Consider the following 25,982-nt stretch of genomic DNA (forward strand, 5'->3'; position numbering starts at 1 on the left):
AACTGAAGAACGGCCAACGAGAAAATTCAAAAGGAACGTTGCATGAAGTCGATTGCGTCATTGCTGCTGACCACCGCGCTCACCTTCGCCGCAACAGGCGTCGCGTTCGCGCAGGACAAGACTGTCAAGATCGGCGCGCTGTCCGATCAATCGGGCCTCTATGCCGATCTCGGCGGTCCCGGCTCGACGCTCGCAGCGCAGATGGCCGTTGAAGATTCTGGTCTGGCGGCGAAGGGCTGGAAGATCGACATCATCTCCGGCGATCACCAGAACAAGCCCGACATCGGTACTGCGATCGCGCGGCAGTGGTTCGATGTCGACAAGGTCGACGTCATCGTCGACGTGCCGAACTCCGGCGTGGCGCTCGCGGTCAACAACGTCATCAAGGAAAAGAACGGCGTCTACATCAACTCTGGCGCGGCGACCTCGGACCTCACGAACGCGCAGTGCTCGCCCAACACCGTGCACTGGACCTACGACACGTACATGCTGGCCCACACCACCGGCCAGGCGCTGGTGAAGGCGGGTGGCGATACCTGGTTCTTTCTGACCGCGGACTACGCCTTCGGCGCGGCGCTGGAGCGCGACACTACGGCGGTGGTCACCGCCAACGGCGGCAAGGTTGTCGGCGGCGTCAAGCATCCGCTGAACACGCCGGACTTCTCGTCCTTCCTGCTCCAGGCCCAGGCCTCCAAGGCCAAGATCATCGGTCTTGCCAATGCCGGCGGCGACACCACCAACTCGATCAAGCAGGCGGCCGAATTCGGCATCGTCAAGGGTGGCCAGAAGCTCGCGGCGCTGCTGTTGTTCCTCACCGACGTCAAGGCGATCGGCCTCGAGACGGCGCAGGGCCTCAACTTCACCGAGACCTTCTACTGGGACATGGACGACAAGACCCGTGCCTTCTCCAAGCGTTTCGCCGACAAGATGAAGAACAACGCTCCGCCGACCATGGTGCAGGCGGGCGTCTATGCGGGTGTGCGCCACTACCTCAAGGCGCTCGAAGCGCTCGGCGGCAATCCGCATGACGGCGTCAAGGTCGTCGAGAAGATGAAGTCGATGCCGACCGAGGACGATCTGTTCGGCAAGGGCGAGATCCAGCCCAACGGCCGCACCATCCACAACGCCTATCTGTTCGAGGTGAAGAAGCCCTCGGAGTCCAAGGGACCGTGGGACTTCTACAAGCTGGTCGGCACGGTGCCGGGCGACCAGGCCTTCACGCCTCTCTCCGAGAGCAAGTGCGCGCTGTTGAAGAAGTAAGATAACAGCCCGCAGGCCTCAAAGGCCTGCGGGCGAGTTTCAGGGGAACGCCGAAGGGACCGGGTACGGGATCGATGCAGGCTCTATACGCTCAGCTACTGGTGGGACTGATCAACGGCTCGTTCTACGCGCTGCTCAGTCTCGGGCTTGCCGTGATCTTCGGCATGCTCAACATCATCAATTTCGCCCATGGCGCGCTCTACATGATGGGCGCCTTCGTCGCCTATTTCCTGCTCAACCTCGGCGGCATCAATTACTGGTGGGCGTTGCTGCTGGCCCCCGTCATCGTCGGCATCTTCGGCATGATCCTGGAAAGGACCATGCTGCAATGGCTGACCGGGCTCGATCATCTCTACGGCCTGCTGCTGACCTTCGGCATCGCGTTGATCGTGCAGGGCGTGTTCCAGAACTATTTCGGCTCCTCGGGCCTGCCTTACGCCATTCCGGACCAGCTCAAGGGCGGCATGAATCTCGGCTTCATGTTCCTGCCGATCTACCGCGGCTGGGTCGTGATCTTCTCGCTGGTGGTGTGCCTGGCCACCTGGTTCCTGATCGAGAAGACGCGGCTCGGCGCTTACCTGCGCGCCGCCACCGAAAATCCGACGTTGGTGCGCGCCTTCGGCATCAATGTGCCACGCATGATCACGCTGACCTACGGTCTCGGCGTCGGCCTTGCCGCGCTCGCCGGCGTGCTCTCGGCCCCGATCAACCAGGTGCGGCCGCTGATGGGCGCCGACCTCATCATCGTCGTGTTCGCGGTGGTGGTGATCGGCGGCATGGGATCGATCATGGGCTCCATCATCACCGGCTTTGCGCTCGGTGTGATCGAGGGCCTGACCAAATATTTCTACCCCGAGGCCTCCAACACCGTGGTGTTCGTGCTGATGGTGCTGGTGCTCTTGGTGAAGCCAACGGGATTGACGGGAAGGGCGGCCTGAGATGACAGCCTTGACGGACGACACGCTGCCGGTAAGCCCGCGCGCGATGCGCGACGAGATGATCGTCTTCGTAGTGATGGCGCTGCTGCTGGCGTCGGTGCCCTTCACGGGGGTCTATCCGTTCTTCGTGATGCAGGCGCTGTGCTTCGCGCTGCTCGCCTGCGCCTTCAACCTGCTGATCGGCTACGGCGGACTGTTGTCGTTCGGACACGCGATGTTTCTGGGCACCGCCGGCTACTGCAGCGCGCATGCGCTGAAAGTCTGGGCGCTGCCGCCGGAGCTCGGCATTCTCGTCGGTGTCGCCGCGGCTTTCGCGCTCTCGATTGTGACCGGCTACATCTCGATCCGCCGCCAGGGCATTTATTTCTCGATGATCACGCTGGCGCTGTCGCAGCTCTTGTACTTCATCTATCTCCAGGCGCCGTTCACCCATGGTGAGGACGGCATCCAGGGCATTCCGCAAGGGCGCATGTTCGGCCTGCTCGATCTGTCGAAGCCGACCGTGCTCTATTACGTCGTGCTGGTCGGCTTCCTCGCCGGATTCCTGCTTATCTACCGCATCATCAACTCGCCGTTCGGCGAGGTCCTGAAATCGATCCGCGAGAACGAGCCGCGCGCGATCTCGCTCGGTTACCGCACCGACCAGTACAAGTTCCTGGCCTTCGTGCTGTCGGGAACGCTGGCGGGCTTTGCCGGTGCGCTGAAAGTGTTCGTGGCGCAGAACGCCTCGCTCACCGACGTGCACTGGTCGATGTCGGGCGAAGTCGTGCTGATGACGCTGGTCGGTGGTCTCGGCACCATCTTCGGCCCCGTGGTCGGCGCGTTCGTGATCATCGCCATGCAGCAATACCTGGCGGGCTTCGGCCAGTGGGTGACGGTGATTCAGGGCTCGATTTTCGTAATCTGCGTGCTTACCTTCCGCCGCGGCGTCATCGGCGAAATCGCCCATTACTTCCGGCGATCTCTATAACATACTGATATCACACTAATTTCATTGGTGTGTGAAAGCGGTGGATGATCCGGTTCCGCGCGCGGGAGATGACACGCGCGCGGATCGAAAATGGTCTATGACAGTTTTATGACGGCCTGCTCGGGCCGGACCATTTCCAACCGGTAGCCTTTCCCCATGATGCGATGGTTTCGCGCTTTCCTCCCCAAGGAAGAACGGTTCTTCGACCTGTTCGACCGCCATGCCCAGACCGTGATTCAGGGCGCGATCGCGCTCCAGGGAATGCTCAATGGGGGTGAGGAGACGCCGGTCTATTGCCAGCGGGTCAACCAGTTCGAGAACGATGCCGACAACATCACCCGCGAGGTGCTGACGGCGGTGCGCCGCACATTCATCACCCCGTTCGATCGCGGCGACATCAAGAACCTGATCACCTCGCTCGACGACGCCATCGACCAGATGCAGCAGACCGCCAAGGCCGTGATGCTGTTCGAGGTCCGCGCCTTCGAGCCGCCGATGCGCGAGATTGGCGGGCTCCTGATCGAATGTGCCAATCTGGTCGGCCGGGCGCTGCCCCTGATGCAGGAGATCGGCAAGAACGTCGCCATGCTGACCGCGATCACTGAAGAGCTGGGCAAGCTGGAAGGCCGCGTCGACGACCTCCACGACATCGGGCTGAAGGAATTGTTCCTCAAGCATCGCGACGGCAACGCGATGGATTTCATCGTCGGCGTCGAGATCTACGACCACCTCGAAAAGGTGGCCGATCGCTTCGACGACGTCGCCAACGAGATCAACAGCATCGTCATCGAGCAGGTCTAGCGCATGATCCGGAAAAGCGTGCAGCGGTTTTTCCCCGCGACAAACGCGGAACGCGTTTGCGCGGAGATCATGCGCCAACCTTAAGGCAGGGCCGCGCCGTGGATGCCGCGTTGGGTCTTCCCGTCCTCGTCGGACTGATCGCCGTCGCGCTGCTGTTCGACTTCCTGAACGGCCTGCACGATGCCGCCAATTCGATCGCGACCATCGTTTCGACCCGCGTTCTGCGGCCGCAATTCGCTGTGTTTTGGGCGGCCTTCTTCAATTTCATCGCCTTCATGGTGTTCGGCCTGCACGTCGCCCAGACCATCGGCACCGGCATCATCGATCCCTCGATCGTCGATGCCCAGGTGATCTTCGCGGCCCTCATCGGCGCCATCGTCTGGAACTTGGTGACTTGGGGGCTCGGCATCCCGTCCTCCTCGTCGCATGCGCTGATCGGCGGCCTCGTCGGCGGCGGCATGGCCAAAGCGGGGATCTCGGCGGCGGTGTGGAGCGGTCTTTCCAAGACGATACTGGCCATCGTGCTGTCGCCGCTGGTCGGCTTCCTGCTCGCCATGATGCTGGTCGCGATCGTGTCGTGGCTGTCGGTGCGCTCGACGCCGTTCGCGGTCGATCGCGCGTTCCGCATCCTGCAATTCGCCTCCGCCTCGCTCTATTCGCTCGGCCATGGCGGCAACGACGCGCAGAAGACCATGGGCATCATTGCCGTGCTGCTCTATTCACAGGGCCACCTCGGCAGCGAATTCTCGGTGCCGTTCTGGGTGGTGCTGTCGTGCCAGGCGGCGATGGCGCTGGGCACGCTGATGGGCGGCTGGCGCATCGTCCGCACCATGGGGCTGCGCATCACCAAGCTGACCCCGATGCAGGGCTTCTGCGCCGAGACCGGGGGCGCGGCGACCCTGTTCATGGCGACGTTCCTCGGCGTTCCCGTCTCGACCACCCACACCATCACCGGCGCAATCGTCGGCGTCGGCGCCGCCCGGAGGGTCTCGGCGGTGCGCTGGAACGTGGCAAGCTCGATCGTCTATGCCTGGGTGATCACGATTCCGGCCTCCGCGATCGTCGCTGCGCTGACCTGGTGGGCGGTCCAGCTCTTCAGGTAACGAGCTTCAGCCCGGCGATGCCGGCAACGATCAGCCCGATGCTGGCGAGGCGGAAGGCGGTGGCGGGCTCTCCGAATAGGATCATGCCCAGCGTGGCGGTGCCGACCGCGCCGATCCCGGTCCAGACCGCATAAGCGGTCCCGACGGGCAGCGATTTGAGGGCAAGTCCCAGCAGGATGACGCTGCCGGCCATCGCCGCGAGCGTGACGACGGAGGGGACAAGCCTGGAGAAACCCTCGGTGTATTTCAGCCCGATCGCCCACGTGATCTCGAGAAGACCGGCGACGAACAGGATGCTCCAGGCCATGGCGACCCTCCATTCAAGGCAGGGTCGTCCCCGCGGCTGATAGGCTGGTGGAGAGGAGGGCCGTCCCTCCATCGGCGGATATGGGGCTGGCCGAAGGCCTGCGCAATCACCAAATCAGGCTTGATCAGGCCCATTTTCCCTGCCAAACGCTCCCGCCATGTCCGACATCGCCACCACCACAGCCGAATCGCCGGCCCGTTCCCCGCTTGCCGCTGAAGTGGCGCGACGACGGACCTTTGCGATCATCTCCCATCCCGACGCCGGCAAGACCACGCTGACCGAAAAGCTCCTGCTGTTCGGCGGCGCCATCAACCTCGCCGGCCAGGTCAAGGCCAAGGGCGAGCGGCGCAACACGCGTTCGGACTGGATGAAGATCGAGCGCGAGCGCGGCATCTCAGTCGTGACCTCGGTCATGACCTTCGAGTTCGAGGGTCTCGTGTTCAACCTCCTGGACACGCCGGGCCACGAGGACTTCTCGGAAGACACCTATCGCACGCTCACCGCGGTCGATTCCGCCGTCATGGTGATCGACGCCGCGAAGGGCATCGAGGCGCGCACCCGCAAGCTGTTCGAGGTGTGCCGGTTGCGCGATATCCCGATCATCACCTTCATCAACAAGATGGACCGTGAGAGCCGCGACGTGTTCGAGCTGCTCGACGAGATCGAGAAGACGCTGGCGCTCGACACCACGCCGATGACCTGGCCGGTCGGCCGCGGCCGCGACTTTCTCGGCACCTATGACGTCATCAATGGAGGCGTCCGCCTGCTCGAAGGCGGCGGCGCCAAGACCGGCGCGGCGCAGCAGATCGAGATCGAGGAGCTTGCCAAGCTCAACGCCAATCTGGACGCCTCCGCGGTGAAGGACGAGCTTGAGCTCGTCACCGAAGCCTCAAAACCGTTCGAGCTCGAAGCGTTCCGCGAAGGCCATCTGACACCGGTCTATTTCGGCAGCGCGCTGCGCAATTTTGGCGTCGGCGATCTCCTGGAAGGGCTCGGCAAGTTCGCGCCCGAGCCGCGCGCGCAGGACAGCGACCAGCGCAAGGTCGAGGCCACCGATCCGCGCATGAGCGCCTTCGTGTTCAAGATCCAGGCCAACATGGATCCGAACCATCGCGACCGTATCGCGTTTGCGCGCCTCTGCTCCGGCAAGCTCAGCCGCGGCATGAAGGCGAAGCTCGTGCGCACCGGCAAGAGCATGCCGCTGTCGAGCCCGCAATTTTTCTTCGCGCAGGACCGTTCGGTCGCGGACGAGGCCTTTGCCGGCGATGTCGTCGGCATCCCCAATCACGGCACGCTGCGCATCGGCGATACCTTGACCGAAGGCGAGGATTTCAACTTCGTGGGCGTGCCGAGTTTTGCGCCGGAAATCGTCCGCCGCGTGCGGCTCACCGACGCCATGAAGGCGAAGAAGCTGAAGGAAGCGCTTCAGCAGATGTCGGAAGAGGGCGTGGTCCAAGTGTTCCGGCCGCGCGACGGCGCTCCGGCATTGGTCGGCGTGGTCGGCGCGCTCCAACTCGACGTGCTGAAGGCGCGCCTTGAAGCCGAATATTCGCTGCCGGTCGAGTTCGAGGTCAGCGAGTTCCAGCTTGCGCGCTGGGTCTCCTCCGATGACCGCAAGAAGCTCGACACCTTCATCGCCGCCAACACGTCCAGCATTGCCGACGACGTCGACGGCGATCCCGTGTACCTCGCCCGGAACGAATTCTATCTCGGCTACACCAGGGAACGCGCAGAGGGTATCGAGTTCACCAACGTCAAGGACGTCAAGAGGAAGGGTTAGGGCGTCTCGTAGTGCTGGGTCGCCCGGTCAAGTCCGGACGATGACAGCGGGGGGCGAACGCGAGCATGTGAACGCGCGCAGACTTGATGCGGTCATCGACAGCGCCACTTATTTGCGGTGGCATTGTGAGCTCACTCCATGTGGCGCGTCATCTTTCCTTTTCTCCTTCTGGCGATCTCGACAATGGCCGCCGACGCGCGGCCGCGCCAGATCAATCCGATTCCGTTTTCGCACGAGCCGTGCAGCGTGCTCGACGGCCCGCCCTGTACGCCGTCTTACTGCAGCCCGCTCGAGCCCGGTCCCTGCATTCCCGAAATCTACTATCCCTACGGACAGAATCTCCAGCTGACGATCGAGAGCGTTCCATCCGATGCCGATCGCGGCAAATATCGGAAGCCGGATCACGACCTCGACACGATCGGCGACCTCTTCGCCGAGTTGCGCAGCTGCTGGGCGCCGCCCTCCGACAATGCACAGGCGGGCATGCAGATGTCGGTACGTTTCAGCTTCAACAAGGCAGGCGGTCTGATCGGCCCGCCACGCCTGACCTATGCGACCGCGGGCGTCCCGGCTGAGATCCGAACGACCTATCTCAACGCGATCAATTCGTCGCTGAAAGCCTGTCTGCCGCTGAAATTCACCAGCGGCCTCGGCGGCGCGCTGGCGGGCCGGCCGATCGCGATCCGCTACGTCGACAATCGGGAGCTCGGCAAGTAGCGCGTCAGTTGCGACCGGCGGCCAATCGATGATACGCCATGGGCGGGGGCGTTGGACGAGGGGAGGATATCGTGGGTCTGCTGGTCATGATCCTGGGGCTGGTGCTGTTTCTCGCGGCCCATGTTTTCACCACGAAACGCGACGCGCGCGCGCAAGCCATCGCGAGGCTGGGCGAGGGAACCTACAAGCTCCTCTACTCCGTCGTTTCGCTTGCGGGGCTGGCGCTGATCATCTGGGGCTTTGCCCATTATCGCAGCTCCGGCTGGATCGACGTCTGGTACCCGCCGAAGGCGCTCAAGCATATCACGGTCGCCCTGATGCTTCCCGCGGTCATCCTGGTGGTCGCCTCCTACCTGCGCGGCCGCATCTATGCGACGGTGAAGCATCCAATGCTGGCCGGCATCAAGCTCTGGGCCGCGGCGCATCTGCTCGCCAATGGCGATCTCGGCTCCATCATCCTGTTCGGCTCGTTCCTGGGCTGGGCGGTGTATGACCGCATTTCGCTCAAGCATCGCAAGGATGCTGGCGCGCCGCCAATCCCGGTGGGCGGCATCACCAACGATTTGATCGCGGTCGCCGTCGGCCTCGTGGCCTATTTGGCGCTGGCCTTTGCGTTCCACCCGGTTGTCATCGGTGTTCCCGTCGTGGGGGTCTAGCCGATCAGCCAAGACAACTCAGCATGCCCGTGCGCGGAAGATAACAAGAGCAACAAGCCGAGGATTCTGATGGACTGGTGGCAATCTCAGATCCCGCCAATGCGGCTCGAGGCGCGCTTTGGTGATCGGGTGGTGCCGGCGTTCTGCGACCGTCCGGCGAGCTTGTGGGCCATGATTGCGGAGGCCTGCGCACGCAATGCCGATAGCGAAGCCCTGATTGCAGGCGACGTTCGCCTGAGCTGGCGGCAGGCGGTGGAGCAGGCCGCGCGGATCGCGGCCGGTTTTCGCAAGCTCGGCCTGCAACGCGGCGATCGTGTTGCGATCCTGCTCGGCAACCGCATCGAGTTTCCGTTGCTGCTGTTCGCCGCCGCGCATGAGGGCCTCGTCGCGGTGCTGCTCAGCACGCGCCAGCAGAAACCGGAGATCGCCTATGTCCTCGCCGATTGCGGCGCCAGGATCCTGATCCACGAAGCGGCGCTCGCCGAGCGCCTGCCCGATGCATCGGATGTCCCCGATCTGATCCACCGCATCGCCATCGACAGCGATCCGGCTCTGTCGCGTTTCGCCACGCTCGCTGACCACGCACCAGCTGCAGCGCCGGTCGAGGTCCGCGAAGAGGACACCGCGATGATCCTCTACACCTCGGGCACCACGGGCAAGCCGAAGGGCGCGATGCTCGCCCATTGCAACATCGTGCATTCCTCGATGGTATTCGTGTCTTGCCTGCAATTGACGGCGGCGGACCGTTCGATCGCGGCCGTGCCGCTCGGCCACGTCACCGGCGTGGTCGCCAACATCACGACCATGATCCGCTGCGGCGGCGCGCTGATCATCATGCCGGAGTTCAAGGCGGCGGATTATCTCAAGCTCGCCGCGCGTGAGCGCGTCACCTACACGGTGATGGTGCCGGCGATGTACAATCTCTGTCTGCTCCAGCCCGATTTCGACAGCTATGATCTGTCGAGCTGGCGCATCGGCGGCTTCGGCGGCGCGCCGATGCCGATCGCGACCATCGAGAAGCTCAAGGCGACGATCCCCGGCTTGAAGCTTGCGAACTGCTACGGCGCGACCGAAACGACATCGCCGTCGACGATCATGCCGGGCGAGCTGACGGCGAGCCACATCGATAGCGTTGGCCTGCCGTGCCCTGGGGCACGCATCATCGCGATGGGGGCGGACGGCCGCGAGCTGCCGCCCGGCGAGATCGGCGAGCTCTGGATCCAGAGCGCCTCGGTCATCAAGGGCTACTGGAACAATCCGAAGGCGACGGCCGAGAGCTTCACCGCCGGATTCTGGCACTCCGGGGATCTCGGCTCGGTCGATGCCGAAGGCTTCGTCCGCGTGTTCGACCGGCAGAAGGACATGATCAATCGTGGCGGGCTGAAGGTCTATTCCGCCGAGGTGGAGTCGGTGCTGGCCGGCCACCCCGCGGTGGTGGAGAGTGCGATCATCGCCAAGGCGTGCCCAGTGCTGGGCGAGCGCGTCCATGCCGTCGTGGTGACGCGCGCGCCGGTTGCCGCTGAAGCCTTGCGGGCGTGGTGCGCGGAACGGCTGTCCGACTACAAGGTCCCCGAGACCATGGCCATCAGCGCCGAGCCGCTGCCGCGCAACGCCAATGGTAAGGTGCTGAAGCGGCAGCTGCGGGAGTTCCTGAGAGCCTGAGCCGGGCAGGGCGGTCCTCCGGCCTCTCGCCGGGTGGTTAACGCCTTGATCGGGCTGGCTTTGCCTTGCCACCGCCATATCGTTAGGGTACCTCGCCGCCACACGGGGACGGGATTCCTGACGCGGACGCATTGGCGCGCGCACCCGGACGGGCATGGGATTAGCATAAGTGTCTGAATTATTTGACGAAGTCGACGAGGAAGTACGTCGCGAACAGCTCAAGAAGCTGTGGGATAAATATTCGATCTACTTCATCGCCCTGATGGTGCTGGTCGTGGCGGCCGTCGGCGGCTGGCGCGGCTATCAGTACCTCGAGGCCAAGAAGGCCGCCGAGGCCGGCGCCGCGTTCGAGAAGGCTGTCGAACTGTCCGAGCAGAGCAAGCACGCCGAGGCCGAAGCCGCCTTCACCGAGCTCGCCGCCAAGGCGCCGTCGGGCTATCGCACCCTGTCGCGGCTGCGCGCCGCGGCCGAGGCCGCCAGCCGCGATCCCAAGGCGGCCGCGAGGCTGTATGACGACATCGCCGGCGACCGCAGTGTGGGTGGCGAGTGGCAGGATCTGGCAAAGATCCGCGCCGCGGGCTTGCTGCTCGACAGTGCGTCCTATGCCGACATGCAGCAGCGGCTGGAGGCGTCGGCCGCGCCGAAATCGACATTCCGCCACAGCGCGCGCGAGATGCTGGCGTTGTCGGCCTGGCGCAACAACGACGCGACCGCCGCGCGCAAATGGCTCGATACAATTGCCGAAGACGGCGAAACGCCGCCCGGCCTGCGCTCGCGCGCCGAGGCGCTCCAGGCCCTGCTGCCGCCCGTCGCCAAAAGCTGACGACGGCCCTCTGACGTAACGAGACACCAAGATGCGCCGCACGCCACGCTTGATCGCAGCCGCCGTCCTGATCGCCTTCACGGGCGTCCTGGGCGGCTGCTCCAGCTTCGATCCAAGCGACATGCTCGACTTCCTCGACACCAAGAAGAAGCTGCCGGGTGACCGCAAGCCGGTGTTCCCGGAAGGTGTGCCGGGTCTCGAGCAGGGCGTCCCGAAGGAGCTGTACAAGGGCGCTCAGCAACAGCCTGATCCGAACGCGGGGGCCGTTGCGGCCTTGCCGACCGAGCCGCCGCCTGAACAGGCCAAGCCGGCCAAGGGCGCCAAGGCGAAGAAGACCAGGCAGCCGGCCGCAGCAGTCGCACCGGCCGAGGCGCCTGCCGGCGAAGTCGATGGCGAGGCCCAGCCGGAAGCTGCGCCGCCCACGGCCGCTCCGCCGCCCAAGCAGAAGATCGTCCGCAAGCGCACCACCGCGCCGCCGCCGGACCAGCCTGTCCAGCAGGCCCAACCGACCCAGACCACTCAGCAACAGACGCAGGGGGGCTTCCCGGCGCCGCTGCCGAGCGGCAGCTTCTCGCGCTAATAATTCCGTTGCATTGACAGGCGCAGCCCCCGCAGCGCACGAATGACCGATGTCCTTCACGATCGCCATCATCGGCCGGCCCAATGTCGGCAAATCGACGCTGTTCAACCGCCTGGTCGGACAGAAGCTCGCGCTCGTCGATGATCTGCCGGGCGTCACTCGCGACCGCCGCGAGGGTGAGGCCAGGCTTGGCGATCTCCAGTTCACCATCATCGATACCGCGGGCCTCGACGAGGGCGCCAAGGGCTCGCTGACCGCGCGGATGCAGGAGCAGACCGAGACCGCGATCGCGCAGGCGGACGCGCTGTTCTTCGTCATCGACGCCCGCATCGGCCTCACGCCCACCGATCGCGCCTTCGCCGATTTCGCCCGCAAGGCCGACAAGCCGGTGCTGCTCGTCGCGAACAAGAGCGAAGGCAAGCATGGCGATGCCGGCGCGATGGAAGCGTTCGCGCTCGGTCTGGGCGATCCCATCCAGATCTCTGCGGAGCATGGCGAGGGCATGGGCGAGCTCTATGATGCGCTCGCCAGGCTGATGCCGGAGCCGGTCGAAGAAGACGAGGACGAGGACGACGCGCCGCTCTCGGAAGAAGAGGCCGCGACGCGTCCGATCCGGGTCGCCATCGTCGGCCGGCCCAATGCCGGCAAGTCGACACTCATCAACCATCTGCTTGGCGAAGAACGTTTGTTGACCAGCCCGGAGGCCGGCACCACGCGCGATTCCATCGCGGTCGAGATCAACTGGAAGGGCCGCGATTTCCGCGTGTTCGACACCGCCGGCCTACGCCGGCGCTCGCGCATCGAGGAGAAGCTGGAGAAGCTCTCGGTCGCGGACGCGCTGCGCGCGGTGCGCTTTGCCGAAGTCGTCGTACTGATGATGGACTCGCAGAACCGCTTCGAGGAGCAGGACCTGCGCATCGCCGATCTGATCGAGCGCGAAGGCCGCGCGGTCGTGCTCGCCGTCAACAAATGGGACCTGATGGAGACCAAGGGCGGCGGCGCGATCTCGGGCCTGCGTCGCGATGCCGACCATTGGCTGCCGCAGGTCAAGGGCGTGCCGATCGTCGCCGTCTCCGGCCTGATGGGCGAGGGCATCGACCGCCTGATGCAGGCGATCCAGGACGCCTATGCGGTCTGGAACAGGCGCGTGCCGACCTCCGCGCTCAATCGCTGGTTCGAGCAGGCGATCCAGGCCAATCCGCCGCCGGCGGTGTCCGGCCGCCGGCTGAAGCTGAACTACATCACGCAGAACAAGGCGCGTCCGCCGAGCTTCGTGCTGTTCTGCTCGCGTGCCGATGCGGTGCCGCAGTCTTATTTGCGCTACTTGACCAATTCCCTGCGCGAGACGTTCGAGCTGCCGGGCACGCCGGTGCGCATCACGCTGCGCGAGAAGGCCAATCCCTTCGCGCACAAGCGCAAGCGGCCGTCATGAGCGACGGCGCCGGCGAGGCGATGGCTCAGGGCGCAGCGCCGGTCCGGCGCGGCGCGGTCGCCTTCATCTTCGTCACCATCCTGCTCGACATGCTCGCGATCGGCGTGATCATGCCGATCCTGCCCAAGCTGGTCGAGAGCTTCGTCGAGAACGACACCGCGCATGCGGCGCGAATCTTCGGCCTGTTCGGCACCGCCTGGGCGCTGATGCAGTTCGTGTTCTCGCCGGTGCTCGGTGCACTCTCCGACCGCTTCGGGCGGCGGCCGGTGGTGTTGCTGTCGAATTTCGGGCTCGGCGCCGACTATGTGCTGATGGCGCTGGCGCCGTCCCTGACCTGGCTGTTCATCGGCCGCGTCATCTCCGGCATCACCTCGGCCAGCATCTCGACCGCGTTTGCCTATATCGCCGACATCACGCCGCCAGAGCGCCGCGCGGCGATCTTCGGCAGGATTGGCGCCGCCTTCGGCGCCGGCTTCATCCTCGGCCCGGCGCTGGGTGGCCTACTCGGCGATATCGATCCGCGGCTGCCGTTCTGGGCGGCGGCGGGGCTGAGCTTCGCCAATGCGCTCTACGGGCTCCTCGTGCTACCGGAATCGCTGGCGCCCGAGAAGCGTGCGCCGTTCCGCTGGAGAAGCGCCAATCCGGTCGGAGCGCTGCATCTGCTGCGCTCCAATGCAGCGTTGGCCGGACTGTCGATCGTCAATTTCATCGCGCAGGTCGCCCATGTCGTGCTGCCCTCGACCTTCGTGCTCTATGCGACATATCGTTACGGTTGGGATTCCAAGACGGTCGGATTGACGCTCGCGGTGGTCGGCATCTGCGCCATGGTGGTGCAGGGGCTCGCCATCGGCCCAATCGTGCGCGTGCTTGGTGAGCGCAAAGCGCTGGTGCTCGGCCTGTGCTGTGGCGCGATCGGCTTCGTGATCTTCGGCGCGGCCCCGACCGGGCCGCTGTTCTGGATCGGCATTCCCGTGATGTCGCTGTGGGGCATCTCGGGCGCCGCCATGCAATCGTTGATGACCCGGCTGGTCGCGCCCGATCAGCAGGGCCAGTTGCAGGGCGCGACCGCGAGCGTGCAGAGCGTCTCGCAGCTCGTCGGCCCGTTCCTGTTCACGCTGACGTTTTCCTATTTCATCAGCACCAGCGCGCCGCTGCATCTGCCCGGCGCGCCATTCCTGCTTGCGGCGGCGCTGATGGTGGTCTGCGTGGCGATCGCGGTGCGGTCGCTGGGTGCGACCAAGACGGTCTCGTAGGGTGGGCAAGGCGAAGCGTGGCGCGCCTTTGCCTACCCTACGGCAGTGTTGCCCGGGATGACGGCTACGCGGTCACTTCTTCACCAGCGGGCACTCGCTGTCCTTGAGCGGCTTGGCCGCGTCTTCCGCCGAGATGTTCGCGACCAGTTTGTAATAGTCCCACGGACCCTTCGACTCCTCCGGCTTTTTCACCTCGAACAGATAGGCCGGGATGAGGCGGCGGCCGTCGGCGCGTAGCGGGCCCTTGCCGAACAGCGGATCGTCGGTCGGCAGCTCCTTCATCTTGGCGACCACCTTGGCGCCGTCATGCGGGTTGGCGCCGAGCGCGTCCATCGCCTTCAGGTAATGCAGGATGCCGGCATAGAGCCCCGCGACCGTCATCGACGGCATCGAGCCCTTGGGCGAGACCTTCTGGAAGCGCTTCGACCATTCGCGGGTCTGGTCGTTGAGGTCCCAGTAGAAGGACTCTGTGAAGGTCAGGCCCTGTGCGGTCTTCAGGCCCAGCGAGTGCACGTCATTGATGAACAGCAGCAGCGCGGCGAGCTTCTGACCACCGGAGACGATGCCGAATTCGGCGGCCTGCTTGATCGCATTGGTGGTGTCGCCGCCCGCATTGGCGAGGCCGATGATCTTCGCCTTCGAGGACTGCGCCTGGAGCAGGAACGACGAGAAGTCGGCCGTGTTGAGCGGGTGCTTGACGCCGCCGAGCAGCTTGCCGCCGTTGGCCGTGACGACCGCGCTGGTGTCGCGTTCGAGGGCATGACCGAAGGCGTAGTCGGCGGTCAGGAAGAACCAGCTGTCGCCGCCGGCCTTGGTCAGCGCCTTGCCGGTGCCGTTGGCGAGCATGTAGGTGTCGTAGGTGTAGGAGATCGTGTTCGGCGTGCAGGCCTTGCCGGTGAGGTCAGCGGTGGCCGCACCCGAATTGAGCAGCACCGAGTTCTTTTCCTTGACGAGGTTGTTCACCGCGAGCGCCACGCCAGAGCTCGGCGTGTCCGAGATGACGTCGACCTTGTCGTTGTCGATCCATTGCCGGGCAATGTTGACGCCGATGTCGGGCTTATTCTGGTGATCGCCGGAGAGGACGTCGATGGTCCAGCCCTTGGCCTTCAGGCCGGAATCCTCGACCGCCATTTTCACAGCGGCGACCGAGTTCGGGCCGCCGATGTCGGCATAGAGGCTCGACATGTCGTTGAGCACGCCGATCTTGATGGTCTTGTCTTGCGCGTAGGCCGATGTTGCAAAACCGAAAGTGGCGCATGCCAAAAGAGCCGCAGTGCGGCGCGCGAGCGTCGTCGTCATGAAAGGTCTCCTCCACTGTCAAATATTCGGACGGCTCTCTTGGACGGAGCCTTGTTCCGGTTGACGCTCTACCGTGTCCCACGGCCGGCTGCAATGCACCTAAATGCGGATGACGCTGCGTCGTAGCGTCATCCGTCGGTTAACTCTTGGGGCAAAATGCGTTGAGACGCTATTTGAGCGCGTCCGAGGTCAGCTTGAATTTCTGGATGCGTTTTCCGGTATCGACCTCGGCGGTATAGACGTTACCCCTCGCGTCGACCACCATCGCATGCACCCAGTGGAATTGCCCGGCATTGCGACCGTTGTGGCCGAAGCTGCCGACCACGCTGCCGTCGTCCCGTTTGATCACCCTGATCTCGTTGTTCTCGCCGTCGGCGCTGAGCAGATAAGTCTGTTTCGGATCGGGCCAGATCGCGATGTCCCAGACAGCGCCATTGCCGAGCGTGTTCTTCTCGAAGAAGAACTCCTTCACGAAGGTGCCGTCCTTCTTGAACACCTGGATGCGATTGTTGATTCGGTCGCAGACATAGACCTGCCCGTCATTGGCGAGCTTGACGCAGTGAACGGGATTGCCGAATTGCTGCGACACCGGCGCCTTCGGATCGTAGGCCGCCTGCTTGGCGTCATCAGGCTTGTTGCCGTAGGCGCCCCAGTGCCGCTTGTAGGCGAGCGTTGTCGCATCGAACACGATGACGCGGCGGTTGCCGTAGCCGTCGGCAACGTAGATCTCGTTCGCCTCCTTGTCGATAGCAGTCTCCGCGGGCTTGCCTAGCTGCGTCGTGTCGTTGCTGCCGAGGCTCGGCGCGATCTTGCCGATCTGCGCGACGAACTTGCCGTCCAGCGTGAACTTCAGGATCGCGTTGTCGTTGTCGGCATTGCCGCCGACCCAGACGAAGCCGCGCTCGTCGACCTCGATGCCGTGCTCGCGGCCGACCCATTCATAGCCTTCGCCCGGACCGCCCCACGAGCGCAGGAGGTTGCCCTCGCTGTCGAATTCGAGCACGGGCGGCGCCGAGACGCAGCACTTGGAGCGCGGCGGGTTGAGGCTCGCGCCTTTCTCGTCATCGGTGAGCGAACGCGGGCGATGGATGACCCAGATGTGGCCCTGCCAGTCGACGGTGATGCCGCCGACCTGGCCGAGGATCCAGTTGTTCGGCAGCTGCTTCGGCCAGGAGGGATCGACTGCGAAGGTCGGAACATCGCCGGCAATCGCAACGCCCGGGAGGAGGAGCGCAATGGCAGCGATCAGGATGGAAAAAGCATGAAGGACATTTGCGAGCGCACGAGAAAGCCCTGTGCGATGCCATGGCGCCATGGCGACCTCCCTTTCCTGGCCTGCGGCTTGCTGCCGCTTGAGCGCCGGCAGTCAATCGCGGGGAGGCATTTGAGTCAATCAGGCCGGCGGGCGGAAGCTCATCAGGCTGCGGGTCTTGTAGTCGTAGAACTTGCCGGTCTCGGTCCAGTCGGGCGTGCACAGCGGGACGATGAATTCGGCGACCTGCTCGGGCGTGTCGAGCGTCGCGGGGTCTTCGCCCGGCATCAGGGTGGCGCGCATGCGGGTGCGGATGGGCCCGGGATTGAACAGGTTGACGCGGACCTTGGTGTTCGCGGTCTCCTGCGCCCAGGCTCGTGCCAGCGTCTCCAGCGCGGCCTTGGAGGCGGCGTAGGGGCTGACATAGGCGGTCGCCTTGTTGGCGGCGCCCGAGGTGATGAACACGGCGCGGCCGGCGTCCGATTGCTTCAGCAGCGGCTCCATGCAGCGGATCAGCTGGAAGTTCGCGGAGACGTTGACGGCCATCACGTCGTTGAAGGTCTTCAGCTCGATATGGCCGATCGGCGAGGAGGGGCCGAGCACGCCGGCATTGCCGACGAGGATGTCGAGCTTGCCGTAGCGCTCGTGCAGCCCCGCGCCGAGCCGCGCGATGCCGTCAAAATCGGTGAGGTTGAGCGGCACCAGCGTGGCGCTGCCGCCGATCTGCCGGATCTCGTCGTCGAGCTCTTCCAGCCCGCCCTGCGTGCGCGCGGTGGCAACGATATGGGCGCCGGCCTTCGCCAGCGCGAGGGCGGTAGCAAAACCGATGCCGCGCGAGGCGCCGGTGACGAGAGCGATGCGGCTCGTGAGGGGTTTTGTCATAGCGGGGTTTTACAGGCGTGGACGGCCGGGACAAGCCCCCGCGTGGCCGTCATTCCGGGGCGATGCGAAGCATCGAACCCGGAATCCAGAGGTGACGAGGCAATCTCGAGATCCCGGGTTCGCGCTGTCGCGCGCCCCGGGATGACAACTCAAGATCAGCTCGCCTCCGCCAGCAGCGACAATTGCCGCGGCTGCGGCTCGGTCTGGGTCTGGTCGGTCAGGTGGGTCGGGTAGGCCCCGGTGAAGCAGTGATCCGAGAATTTCGGATTGGCGGGGTCGCGGCCGGGCTCACCCATGGCGCGGTACATGCCGTCGATCGACAGGAAGGCGAGCGAGTCGGCGCCGATGATCTCGCGCATCTCCTCCAGCGAATGCGTCGCGGCCAGGAGGCCGCCGCGGTCGGGCAGGTCGATGCCGTAATAATCCGGGTAGAGGATCGGCGGCGAAGCGAGGCGGAAGTGCACTTCCTTGGCGCCGGCATCGCGCATCATGCGCACGATCTTCTTCGAGGTGGTGCCGCGCACCAGGGAGTCGTCGATCAGGATGATGCGCTTGCCTTCGATCGCGGCGCGGTTGGCCGAGTGTTTCATGCGCACGCCGGACTCGCGGATCGCCTGCGTCGGCTGGATGAAGGTGCGGCCGACATAATGGTTGCGGATGATGCCGAGCTCGAACGGCACGCCGGAATACTGGCTGTAGCCGACCGCGGCGGGCACGCCGGAATCCGGCACCGGCACGACGACGTCGATCGGCACGTGGCTCTCGCGCGCGAGCTGCGCGCCGAAGGCCTTGCGCACCTCGTAGACCGAGCGGCCGTGGACGATGGAGTCCGGCCGGGAAAAATAAATGTATTCGAAGATGCAGGGGCGCGGGGCCATCGGCGGGAACGGCTTGTGGATGTCCTGGCCATTCTCGTCGAACACGATGACTTCGCCCGGCTCGATGTCGCGGATGAAGCGTGCACCGATGATGTCGAGCGCGCAGGTCTCCGAGGTCAGGATCGGGCAACCGTCGAGCTCGCCGAGCACGAGCGGACGGATGCCACGCGGATCGCGCGCGCCGACCAGCTTCTTGTTGGTGAGCGAGACCAGTGCATAGGCGCCCTCGATCTCGCGCAGCGCGTCGATATAGCGCTCGATGAAGCGGGCGCGCTTGGAGCGCGCGACCAGATGGAGGATCACCTCGGTGTCGGTGGTCGACTGCATCATCGCGCCGTGCTTCACGAGCTCGCGCCGCAGCGTCAGGCCGTTGGTGAGGTTGCCGTTGTGGGCGACTGCGAGGCCGCCGGCATTGAGCTCGGCGAACAGCGGCTGCACGTTGCGCAGGATGGTGGCGCCGGTGGTGGAATAGCGGACATGGCCGACCGCGACGTTGCCCGGCAGGCGGTCGATCACCTCGCGGCGGGAGAAGGTGTCGCCGACGAGGCCGAGGCGCCGTTCCGAGTGAAAGCGGCTGCCGTCGTACGAGACAATGCCGGCGGCTTCCTGGCCGCGGTGCTGGAGGGCGTGCAATCCGAGGGCGGTGATGGCTGCTGCATCGGGGTGGCCGTAGATGCCGAACACGCCGCACTCCTCGCGCAGCGTATCTCCCTCGAGGTCGTCCTGAAGCTCTAGCGCGGCAGGGCCCAAACCAGTCCCGAGATCTAGATCAAGCTGGGCGTCCTGGTCAGGGTGTCGCATCTCGTCCGCGCCTCTCTGTTGGGGCCTAATCAACGCGCCGCAGGTTTCTCGATCAGCTTCTTCAAACTGTCACGAGCCGGTTTGCTGTATCCGTCGCCACTGCCCGAAGGCTGCTGCTCGGAATCAGCTTGATCATCATCCGGTTTGTTTTTCTTGAATCTCTTCAAGATGGTGTTCTCGGGGTCGTCCGGCAAGAGGGACATCAGCCAATCCCCGGTTCCCTGGAGGACCACGCGGGACTTAGCCCCCGTGACCCAATCCGGGCGCTGCTTGTCCGGCACCAGCCAGGTGAAGAACAGGAATGCGACTACGACGATCAAAAGCCCGCGAGCGAGGCCAAACAGGAACCCCAGGGTCCGGTCCAGCGCACCGATACGCGAATCCAGGATCATGTCGGAGATTCGCACCGTGATCACGGAAACGATGACCAGGGTGCCGACGAACACACCTGCGATCACGACCACGCTCGCGACCGTGTCGTTGTTGAAATAGGTCTTGGCCGTCGGCAGCAGCTTCGAGAACGAGTAGAGCGTCACGATCGCGGCGGTGCCCCACGCCGCGATCGAGAGGATTTCGCGCATGAAGCCGCGGACCATGGCGAGCAGGCCCGAGATCAGCATCACACCGAGCAGGATCAGGTCGAGGAGTGTTACTGGCATCGGCTGGTCTGGTCCGCTCGTACTTCAAAAGGTGCTCTAGCCGAATCGGTGCTTGGCCGCTGCCTTAAAAGAGGGGCAGACGGCGTTCCCGGCAAGGCCGCAACCACGCAATCCCATGCTGCTTTTGTGACGGCTGTATAGCGGCGAGGGCGGGATACGTCACCTCCAGCTACCCCTCTCCACGGCGGAATCTTGCCGGTGTGGCATTTTTCTCCGCCGGAGCGCTCTGATCGCCGCGGCGGGAGCCCTTGGCGGCGATTTCGGCCACGAGGGTCGTGAGGCTGTTGACCGCGTTCAGCGACAATCCGGCGTCACTGCCGGCATCGCCGCCCCGGGCCGATTCGGGCAGCACGGCGCGTTTGAAGCCGAGCTTGACGGCTTCCTTGAGCCGGGCCGGGGTCTGTGCCACCGGACGGATCACGCCAGAGAGCGAAATCTCGCCGAAATAGACGGCATCGGTGGGTAACTGCGCATTAACCAGGGACGAGACCAACGCGGCTGCGGCGGCCATATCGGCTGCCGGCTCGTGGATGCGCAGGCCGCCCGCGACGTTCAGATAGACGTCGTGGCCGGACAGCTTGACCCCGCAATGGGCCTCCAGCACCGCCAGCACCATGGAGAGCCGGCTCTGGTCCCAGCCGACCACGGCCCGGCGCGGGGTGCCGAGCGAGGTCGGGGCCACCAGCGCCTGCAATTCGACCAGGACGGGCCTCGTACCCTCGATGCCCGCAAAAACTGCGGTGCCGGGCGTGCCGAGGTCACGCTCGGACAGGAACAGCTCGGACGGGTTGGTGACCTCGCGCAGGCCAAGGCCGGTCATCTCGAACACGCCGATCTCGTCGGTCGGACCGAAACGGTTCTTCACCGCGCGCAGGATGCGGAATTGTTGCGAGCCTTCGCCCTCGAACGACATCACGGCATCCACCATGTGCTCGACGACGCGAGGACCCGCGATCTGGCCGTCCTTGGTGACGTGGCCGACCAGGATGATGGCCGCGCCAGTCTTCTTGGCGAAACGAATGAGCGCCTGCGCGGAGGCGCGCACCTGCGTCACCGTGCCGGGCGCGGATTCGACCGTGTCCGTCCACATGGTCTGGATCGAGTCGATCACGATCAGCCGCGGCACCGCGCCTTCCGACAGCGTCGAGACGATGTCTTCCACCGATGTCTCTGCGGCGAGCTGCACCGGCGCATCCGACAGCCCGAGCCGTTCGGCGCGCAACCGCACCTGGGCGATGGCTTCTTCGCCGGAGATATAGACGATGCGGTGGCCGGCGCGCGCCATCATGCTGGTCGCCTGCGTCAGCAGCGTCGATTTGCCGATGCCGGGGTCGCCGCCGACCAAGAGCACCGAGCCGCGGACGAAACCGCCGCCGGTGACGCGGTCGAGCTCGGTCATCCCTGACGAGAGGCGCGGCGCATCCGGGCTCTTGCCGGCAAGGCTCTCCAGGGCGAACGTCCGGCCTTTGCGCTTGGAACGGATCGACACCGGCACGCTTCCGCTGGTGTCTTCTTCCGCGAGCGTATTCCACTCGCCGCAGGACTCGCACTTGCCCTGCCAGCGGTTGTAGGCCGCGCCGCAGTTCTGACAGACGAAGGAAAGCGTGTTCTTGGCCATGGGGACAGCGAGTCGGAGGGGTTTGTGGTCTGCTGATAGCACGGAACGGAGCGCAGAGAGCGAACCCTGCCGCTCCCGAATATCGCAATTCAATGCGCCCGATACACCCTTTGTTAGTTCTGAGCCGCGGCACCAGAGCGAACTTTGCCAAATGTTAGCGGACGCAGGCGCAGTTTCGGATCCAAAGACGGGGTGGCGAAACAAACAAATGACGGTGGTCTTGCGCATATTGCTCGCGATGGGCATGGCCTGCGGCGTTCTGATGCCGCCTGGCGGCGCTGTCGCGGCGGACGCCAGGCGTCTCAACATCGTTTTCGTCAACCCCGGCAAGACCGGCGAAGTCTACTGGGACATGGTCGCGCAGACCATGCAGGCCGCCGGCCGCAAGCTCGACGCACATATCGAGGTGCTGAGCAGCGAGCGCAATTACCGCACCATGCAGGAGCTAGGATTCGGCGTGGTCGCGCGCGCCGACAAGCCCGATTTCCTCATCCTCTCGAACGAGGAATCCGCCGCCGTTCCGATCCTGGAGGCGGCCGAGGCCGCCGGCGTCAGAACGCTTTTGCTCTCGAACACACTGATCGGCGATGACGCGGCCCGCCTTGGCCCGCCGCGGCAGAAGCTCAAGACCTGGCTCGGCGACATCACGACCGATCTTCAGACCGCGGGGGCGCGGATGGCGAACGCCCTGATCGCTACCGCGCGCGCTGAGAAATGGCAGAGCGCCGACGGCAAGATCCACATTCTCGGCATCGGCGGTGACGAGACCACCCCGTCCTCGATCGCCCGCAATGCCGGCCTCAAGCTCGCCGTGGAGGCCGCGCCCGACGTGGTGGTGGACCGGATGCTGTTCGCCAACTGGACGCAGTCCGAGGCCGAGCAGGTCACCGCGAACTATCTGGGCTGGGCCTCACGCAAGGAGATCAGGCCGGCCGGCATCTGGGCCGGAAACGATCCGATGGCGCTCGGCGCGCTGCGCGCGGCGATCGCCGCCGGTCTCTCGCCCGGCCGGAACATCCAGGTGGTCGGCCTCAACTGGTCCGACGACGCGCTGCGCGAGATCAAGGCAGGCCGTCTGCTCCTGAGCGACGGAGGGCATTTTCTGCTCGGCGGCTGGTCGATCGTTCTCCTGCGGGACTACGCTGACGGCTGCGATTTCGCGGCCGCATCGCCGCGCGTCGAGGTCAAGACATCCGCGATCACGCGCGACAATCTAGCCTCGGTCGGCGACCTCATCAGGGTGCGCGGCTTCGACCGCATCGACTTTGCGCGGTTCAGGGCGAAGCCGGGACGATGTGGGGAGTACGATTTCTCGATCGACGCGTTGATCTCGTCGCTGGCGCCGCTGGAAGGCACCGCCGATTGATGCAAAACGGGGACGACATGACCGATCCGGACCGCAGCGCGCAGGCCGTGCCGCCGCGGCTGCGCTCGGTTGTCCGCGCGATGATCTGGGCCACCGTGCCCGTTCTGCTGCTGGTGCAATTGCTCGCCTCTGCCGGCGTCGAAGCCTCGAGCTTCTGGTCGCAGATCCGGCAGCTCGATGCCCGCATCGCCCGCGTTGCCGAGAGCAGGGCCGAGCTGATCGCCGAGCCGCTTTGGAAGATGCGTTACGACCAGGTCACGGGCGTGCTCAACGAGATCATGCACGACGAGACCATCGCGGCGGCGGCCGTCTATGACGACACCGGCGTTGCGATTGCCCGCGTGGTGGCGCGTCCCTCGGGGCAGGGGGTTGCGGAGGTCTCGCGTCCGATCAAGTACAGCAACGGCAACATGTCGGTGCAGGCCGGCCGTATCGCGATCGCCTATTCCCATGCGGCGCTGTATGCGGACGCGGGCAGCCGGCTGGTGCTGCTGCTGGTCGTCGGCCTGCTCGCAACGCTCGCCACCCTGATCGCGATGCGGATCTCTGCCAATATCTTCATCGGCAAGCCCTTGGCGGCGATGATGGCGGCGATCCAGCGCAGCAAGCAGGACGGCCGCGCCTATCCGGCGGAGGTCAAATCCTCCAATGAATTCGGCCAGCTCGCCCACGCCTTCAACGCCATGCAGCACACGACGGCGGGTGCGCTGGACCGGCTCAGCCACATGGCCGCGCACGATCCGCTGACGGGCCTGCCCAATCGCCGCTCCCTGTCCGAGCACTTGGTGACGCTGAGCAACGATGCCGGCTCGCCGGACTCGCTGATCGCGTTCTGCTTCATCGATCTCGACGACTTCAAGGGCATCAACGACACCTTCGGTCACCATGCCGGCGACAAGTTCCTGGTCCACATCTCCGAGCGTCTTCGTGCTGCGGTCGAGCCGCAAGATTGGGTGGCCCGGCTCGGCGGCGACGAGTTCGTCGTGATCCGCCCCGAGGTCAGCAACCAGGCGAGCGCGCAGGCGTTTGCGCGCCAGCTGCTGGACGCGATCTCCGAACCGATCCGGCTGCACGACAAGCAGGTGGTGCCGCGCGCCAGCATAGGCCTCGCCGTGCGCCGCGCCGGCGATCCCGAATTGTCGCATTTGCCGGCGCTTGCCGACATCGCGCTCTACCACGCCAAGAGCAAGGCGCCCGGCACCGTCGCCGTGCTGGACGAGGCGCTTCAACGCGACTATCGCCGCCGCAGGGATCTCGAACTCGCCATTCCCGCAGGCTTCGCCGAGGGACAGTTCGAGGTCTGGTATCAAAGCCAGGTCGACCTCGAGAGCCAGGCCGTCGTAGGGCTCGAGGCGCTCATCCGCTGGCGCCACCCTGAACATGGCGTGATTGGCCCCGGCGAGTTCCTGCCGCTGATCGAGCGCAGCGGCAACAATGCGCGGCTGACGCGCTATGTGCTGACCGATGCCTGCCGGGCGTTGCAGCTTCTGGCCGCCGCTGGCAGGCCGCAGATCAGGATCGCGATCAACCTGCCGCCGTCCGAGCTCGCCGACCATTCGCTCGCCGCCGAACTGCGCGCGACCTGCGCGCGCTTCGATGTCGCGCCATCATCGCTGGAGCTCGAGATCACGGAGGGCTCGCTGATCAACAACATCGCCAGCGCCTCCGAGACGCTGCACCGGTTGCGGCGCCTCGGTGCCACGGTTGCGCTGGACGATTTCGGTACCGGCTACTCTTCGCTCGCGCATCTCAGGCGTTTCCCGCTGGACAAGGTCAAGATCGACAAGGCGTTCATCAGCGAGATTCCTGATAGCGCGGAAGACAAGGCGATCGTCGGCGTCATCGCATCGCTTGCCGGTACGCTGGGGCTGACGCTCGTCGCCGAAGGCATCGAGCGGGCCGAGCAGGCGCGCGCGATGCGCGAGATCGGCGTCACGCTGGTGCAGGGCTATCTCTATCACCGGCCCCAGCCGCTCGAGGGCGTGCTGCAATGGCTCGAGGGACAGGCCGTGGCCGAGAAGCGTGTCATTGCGGAGAGCCCGTCGATCGCGCCGGAATTTGCCGCCTGAGGCTGCTTACGACTGGGCCGCGTTCCAGAGCATCGAGAGTCCGGCCGCGATCATGATCGCGTCCATCAGAAGGCGGAACATCTCGGGCTTCAGGTGCAGCACGAACCGTTTGGCGATGAAGGCGCCTGACATCAACGAGGCGCCGGCAATCAGGCCCTTGATGAAGACGTCACCGGTGAGTGCGCCGAACCGTTCGAATGTCACGGACTTCGCGAAGTAAAGGCCGAGAGAGGAGGCCGCTTCGGTGGCGAGGAAGGCGCCCTTGGACAGGCCGTAGAACAGGAACAGCGGCACGCTGAGCGGGCCGGTCGAGACCACGATGCCGGTGAGATAGCCGATGATCGCCCCGCCGATGGCGAGATGCCAGAGATTGGCCTTGAGGTCATGCCGCGCCAGGGCGTGCCGCACCGGCACCATCGCAATTAGGAAACTGCCGATGGCGAGATCCACGGCGTGCGAGGGCAGCGCCAGCAGCGTGCGCGCGCCGAGCGCCGCTGCCGGAATGCCCGTCACCGAATAGGCCGCGCAGGCCCGCCAGTCGACCTCGCGCCACCAGGCCAGGATCCGCGAAAAATTCGCCATCACGGAGGCAACTGCCATGATGGGCACGGCCTCCTTCGGTCCGTAGGCATAGACCAGCACCGGCATCAGCATGATCGACGACCCCGTGCCGACGATGCCTGAGATGGTGCCGGCGATCAGGCCGACGGTGAGCACGAAAAGAAAGGCCAAGGGCGGTGGCTCCGGGAATCGGGAGAGTGTAGCCGGAGGAGGTGGGCAGGGCGAATGCCGTGTCTGGTCAGTCCAGTGGTTAATCGCTGGTGCCCGGCCAGCCGCCAATCCGACGGGTTCCCCGGCCTGATCCTTAGAATTTGA

The 25,982-nt window shown here is 65.1% G+C and carries 23 protein-coding genes; 15 read left to right on the forward strand and 8 right to left on the reverse strand.

The genetic code is table 11. The features are described from left to right. Positions 1 to 42 precede the first annotated feature (42 nt). From AC5V87_RS18590 to AC5V87_RS18610, 5 genes are all read left to right on the forward strand, one after another. Positions 43 to 1,260 carry an ABC transporter substrate-binding protein gene (locus tag AC5V87_RS18590; protein WP_456838862.1) on the forward strand — a complete coding sequence of 406 codons (1,218 nt, stop codon included), beginning with the start codon at positions 43 to 45 and terminating at the stop codon, positions 1,258 to 1,260. A 74-nt stretch (positions 1,261 to 1,334) separates the two neighbouring features. Further along, on the forward strand, positions 1,335 to 2,198 hold the full coding sequence (locus AC5V87_RS18595; RefSeq protein WP_456838861.1) for a branched-chain amino acid ABC transporter permease: 864 nt from the start codon (positions 1,335 to 1,337) through the stop codon (positions 2,196 to 2,198). A 1-nt stretch (position 2,199) separates the two neighbouring features. Beyond that, the gene (locus AC5V87_RS18600) at positions 2,200 to 3,168 is read left to right on the forward strand and encodes a branched-chain amino acid ABC transporter permease (RefSeq protein WP_456838860.1); all 969 of its coding nucleotides are present in this window, start codon (positions 2,200 to 2,202) and stop codon (positions 3,166 to 3,168) included. 156 nt (positions 3,169 to 3,324) lie between these two features. Next, positions 3,325 to 3,969: a DUF47 domain-containing protein gene (locus tag AC5V87_RS18605; protein ID WP_456838859.1), complete on the forward strand. Its 645-nt coding sequence runs from the start codon at positions 3,325 to 3,327 to the stop codon at positions 3,967 to 3,969. A 98-nt stretch (positions 3,970 to 4,067) separates the two neighbouring features. After that, complete coding sequence (locus AC5V87_RS18610; RefSeq protein WP_456838858.1) at positions 4,068 to 5,072, forward strand: inorganic phosphate transporter; 1,005 nt, start codon at positions 4,068 to 4,070, stop codon at positions 5,070 to 5,072. Here AC5V87_RS18610 and sugE read toward each other — a convergent pair. Further along, the gene (gene sugE, locus AC5V87_RS18615; RefSeq protein WP_495371804.1) at positions 5,065 to 5,379 is read right to left on the reverse strand and encodes a quaternary ammonium compound efflux SMR transporter SugE; all 315 of its coding nucleotides are present in this window, start codon (positions 5,377 to 5,379) and stop codon (positions 5,065 to 5,067) included. The genes AC5V87_RS18610 and sugE overlap by 8 nt on opposite strands. 157 nt (positions 5,380 to 5,536) lie before the next feature. On the opposite strand from sugE, the gene AC5V87_RS18620 reads away from it, so the two are divergent. The 8 genes from AC5V87_RS18620 (at position 5,537) to AC5V87_RS18655 (ending at position 14,282) form a co-directional block, all read left to right on the forward strand. After that, a complete protein-coding gene (locus AC5V87_RS18620; protein ID WP_456838857.1) occupies positions 5,537 to 7,159 on the forward strand; it encodes a peptide chain release factor 3 in 1,623 nt (540 codons plus the stop codon). A gap of 138 nt (positions 7,160 to 7,297) precedes the next feature. After that, entirely contained in the window at positions 7,298 to 7,876 is a 579-nt protein-coding gene (locus AC5V87_RS18625; RefSeq protein ID WP_456838856.1) for a UCP034077 family protein, read from the forward strand. Positions 7,877 to 7,947: 71 nt separating this feature from the next. Continuing rightward, positions 7,948 to 8,532, forward strand: a complete 585-nt coding sequence (locus AC5V87_RS18630; protein ID WP_456838855.1) for an NnrU family protein — start codon at positions 7,948 to 7,950, stop codon at positions 8,530 to 8,532. A 69-nt stretch (positions 8,533 to 8,601) separates the two neighbouring features. After that, complete coding sequence (locus tag AC5V87_RS18635; RefSeq protein ID WP_456838854.1) at positions 8,602 to 10,194, forward strand: class I adenylate-forming enzyme family protein; 1,593 nt, start codon at positions 8,602 to 8,604, stop codon at positions 10,192 to 10,194. Positions 10,195 to 10,363: 169 nt separating this feature from the next. Further along, on the forward strand, positions 10,364 to 11,017 hold the full coding sequence (locus AC5V87_RS18640; protein ID WP_495371805.1) for a tetratricopeptide repeat protein: 654 nt from the start codon (positions 10,364 to 10,366) through the stop codon (positions 11,015 to 11,017). Positions 11,018 to 11,048: 31 nt separating this feature from the next. Beyond that, positions 11,049 to 11,597 (forward strand): hypothetical protein, encoded by a 549-nt coding sequence (locus AC5V87_RS18645; RefSeq protein WP_495371806.1) that lies wholly within the window; start codon positions 11,049 to 11,051, stop codon positions 11,595 to 11,597. 49 nt (positions 11,598 to 11,646) lie between these two features. After that, positions 11,647 to 13,029, forward strand: coding sequence for a ribosome biogenesis GTPase Der (der, locus tag AC5V87_RS18650; RefSeq protein WP_456838851.1), 1,383 nt, complete (start codon positions 11,647 to 11,649; stop codon positions 13,027 to 13,029). Continuing rightward, on the forward strand, positions 13,026 to 14,282 hold the full coding sequence (locus AC5V87_RS18655; RefSeq protein WP_495371807.1) for a TCR/Tet family MFS transporter: 1,257 nt from the start codon (positions 13,026 to 13,028) through the stop codon (positions 14,280 to 14,282). Before der ends, AC5V87_RS18655 begins: the two co-directional genes overlap by 4 nt. Positions 14,283 to 14,354: 72 nt before the next feature. On the opposite strand, the gene AC5V87_RS18660 is transcribed toward AC5V87_RS18655, so the two are convergent. The 6 genes from AC5V87_RS18660 to radA form a co-directional block, all read right to left on the reverse strand. Beyond that, positions 14,355 to 15,581 (reverse strand): ABC transporter substrate-binding protein, encoded by a 1,227-nt coding sequence (locus AC5V87_RS18660; protein WP_456838849.1) that lies wholly within the window; start codon positions 15,579 to 15,581, stop codon positions 14,355 to 14,357. Between the two features lie 169 nt (positions 15,582 to 15,750). Further along, positions 15,751 to 16,896 carry an NHL repeat-containing protein gene (locus AC5V87_RS18665; protein WP_495371808.1) on the reverse strand — a complete coding sequence of 382 codons (1,146 nt, stop codon included), beginning with the start codon at positions 16,894 to 16,896 and terminating at the stop codon, positions 15,751 to 15,753. Between the two features lie 78 nt (positions 16,897 to 16,974). Beyond that, entirely contained in the window at positions 16,975 to 17,715 is a 741-nt protein-coding gene (locus tag AC5V87_RS18670) for an SDR family NAD(P)-dependent oxidoreductase (protein ID WP_495371809.1), read from the reverse strand. 155 nt (positions 17,716 to 17,870) lie between these two features. Continuing rightward, positions 17,871 to 19,394, reverse strand: a complete 1,524-nt coding sequence (gene purF, locus AC5V87_RS18675; protein WP_456838846.1) for an amidophosphoribosyltransferase — start codon at positions 19,392 to 19,394, stop codon at positions 17,871 to 17,873. Positions 19,395 to 19,423: 29 nt separating this feature from the next. Next, positions 19,424 to 20,053: a CvpA family protein gene (locus AC5V87_RS18680; protein ID WP_456838845.1), complete on the reverse strand. Its 630-nt coding sequence runs from the start codon at positions 20,051 to 20,053 to the stop codon at positions 19,424 to 19,426. Between the two features lie 169 nt (positions 20,054 to 20,222). Beyond that, positions 20,223 to 21,671 carry a DNA repair protein RadA gene (gene radA / locus AC5V87_RS18685; protein ID WP_456838844.1) on the reverse strand — a complete coding sequence of 483 codons (1,449 nt, stop codon included), beginning with the start codon at positions 21,669 to 21,671 and terminating at the stop codon, positions 20,223 to 20,225. A 208-nt stretch (positions 21,672 to 21,879) separates the two neighbouring features. Here radA and AC5V87_RS18690 point away from each other — a divergent pair, with 208 nt between their 5' ends. Further along, positions 21,880 to 23,037 (forward strand): ABC transporter substrate-binding protein, encoded by a 1,158-nt coding sequence (locus tag AC5V87_RS18690; protein WP_495371810.1) that lies wholly within the window; start codon positions 21,880 to 21,882, stop codon positions 23,035 to 23,037. Beyond that, a complete protein-coding gene (locus tag AC5V87_RS18695) occupies positions 23,037 to 25,106 on the forward strand; it encodes a putative bifunctional diguanylate cyclase/phosphodiesterase (RefSeq protein ID WP_495371811.1) in 2,070 nt (689 codons plus the stop codon). The genes AC5V87_RS18690 and AC5V87_RS18695 overlap by 1 nt, the downstream gene beginning before the upstream one ends. Before the next feature lie 6 nt (positions 25,107 to 25,112). On the opposite strand, the gene AC5V87_RS18700 is transcribed toward AC5V87_RS18695, so the two are convergent. Next, positions 25,113 to 25,838, reverse strand: coding sequence for a sulfite exporter TauE/SafE family protein (locus tag AC5V87_RS18700; protein WP_495371812.1), 726 nt, complete (start codon positions 25,836 to 25,838; stop codon positions 25,113 to 25,115). Between the last annotated feature and the right edge of the window lie 144 nt (positions 25,839 to 25,982).

This window comes from Bradyrhizobium sp. SOJA106, from assembly GCF_059448745.1.

Coding starts and splice junctions, on each gene's coding strand:
- AC5V87_RS18590 (WP_456838862.1), top strand. CDS start 43: ATGAAGTCGATTGCGTCATTGCTGCTGACCACCGCGCTCACCTTCGCC.
- AC5V87_RS18595 (WP_456838861.1), top strand. CDS start 1,335: ATGCAGGCTCTATACGCTCAGCTACTGGTGGGACTGATCAACGGCTCG.
- AC5V87_RS18600 (WP_456838860.1), top strand. CDS start 2,200: ATGACAGCCTTGACGGACGACACGCTGCCGGTAAGCCCGCGCGCGATG.
- AC5V87_RS18605 (WP_456838859.1), top strand. CDS start 3,325: ATGATGCGATGGTTTCGCGCTTTCCTCCCCAAGGAAGAACGGTTCTTC.
- sugE (WP_495371804.1), bottom strand. CDS start 5,379: ATGGCCTGGAGCATCCTGTTCGTCGCCGGTCTTCTCGAGATCACGTGG.
- AC5V87_RS18620 (WP_456838857.1), top strand. CDS start 5,537: ATGTCCGACATCGCCACCACCACAGCCGAATCGCCGGCCCGTTCCCCG.
- AC5V87_RS18625 (WP_456838856.1), top strand. CDS start 7,298: ATGTGGCGCGTCATCTTTCCTTTTCTCCTTCTGGCGATCTCGACAATG.
- AC5V87_RS18635 (WP_456838854.1), top strand. CDS start 8,602: ATGGACTGGTGGCAATCTCAGATCCCGCCAATGCGGCTCGAGGCGCGC.
- AC5V87_RS18645 (WP_495371806.1), top strand. CDS start 11,049: ATGCGCCGCACGCCACGCTTGATCGCAGCCGCCGTCCTGATCGCCTTC.
- der (WP_456838851.1), top strand. CDS start 11,647: ATGTCCTTCACGATCGCCATCATCGGCCGGCCCAATGTCGGCAAATCG.
- AC5V87_RS18655 (WP_495371807.1), top strand. CDS start 13,026: ATGAGCGACGGCGCCGGCGAGGCGATGGCTCAGGGCGCAGCGCCGGTC.
- AC5V87_RS18660 (WP_456838849.1), bottom strand. CDS start 15,581: ATGACGACGACGCTCGCGCGCCGCACTGCGGCTCTTTTGGCATGCGCC.
- AC5V87_RS18665 (WP_495371808.1), bottom strand. CDS start 16,896: ATGGCGCCATGGCATCGCACAGGGCTTTCTCGTGCGCTCGCAAATGTC.
- AC5V87_RS18670 (WP_495371809.1), bottom strand. CDS start 17,715: ATGACAAAACCCCTCACGAGCCGCATCGCTCTCGTCACCGGCGCCTCG.
- purF (WP_456838846.1), bottom strand. CDS start 19,394: ATGCGACACCCTGACCAGGACGCCCAGCTTGATCTAGATCTCGGGACT.
- AC5V87_RS18680 (WP_456838845.1), bottom strand. CDS start 20,053: ATGCCAGTAACACTCCTCGACCTGATCCTGCTCGGTGTGATGCTGATC.
- radA (WP_456838844.1), bottom strand. CDS start 21,671: ATGGCCAAGAACACGCTTTCCTTCGTCTGTCAGAACTGCGGCGCGGCC.
- AC5V87_RS18690 (WP_495371810.1), top strand. CDS start 21,880: ATGACGGTGGTCTTGCGCATATTGCTCGCGATGGGCATGGCCTGCGGC.
- AC5V87_RS18695 (WP_495371811.1), top strand. CDS start 23,037: ATGCAAAACGGGGACGACATGACCGATCCGGACCGCAGCGCGCAGGCC.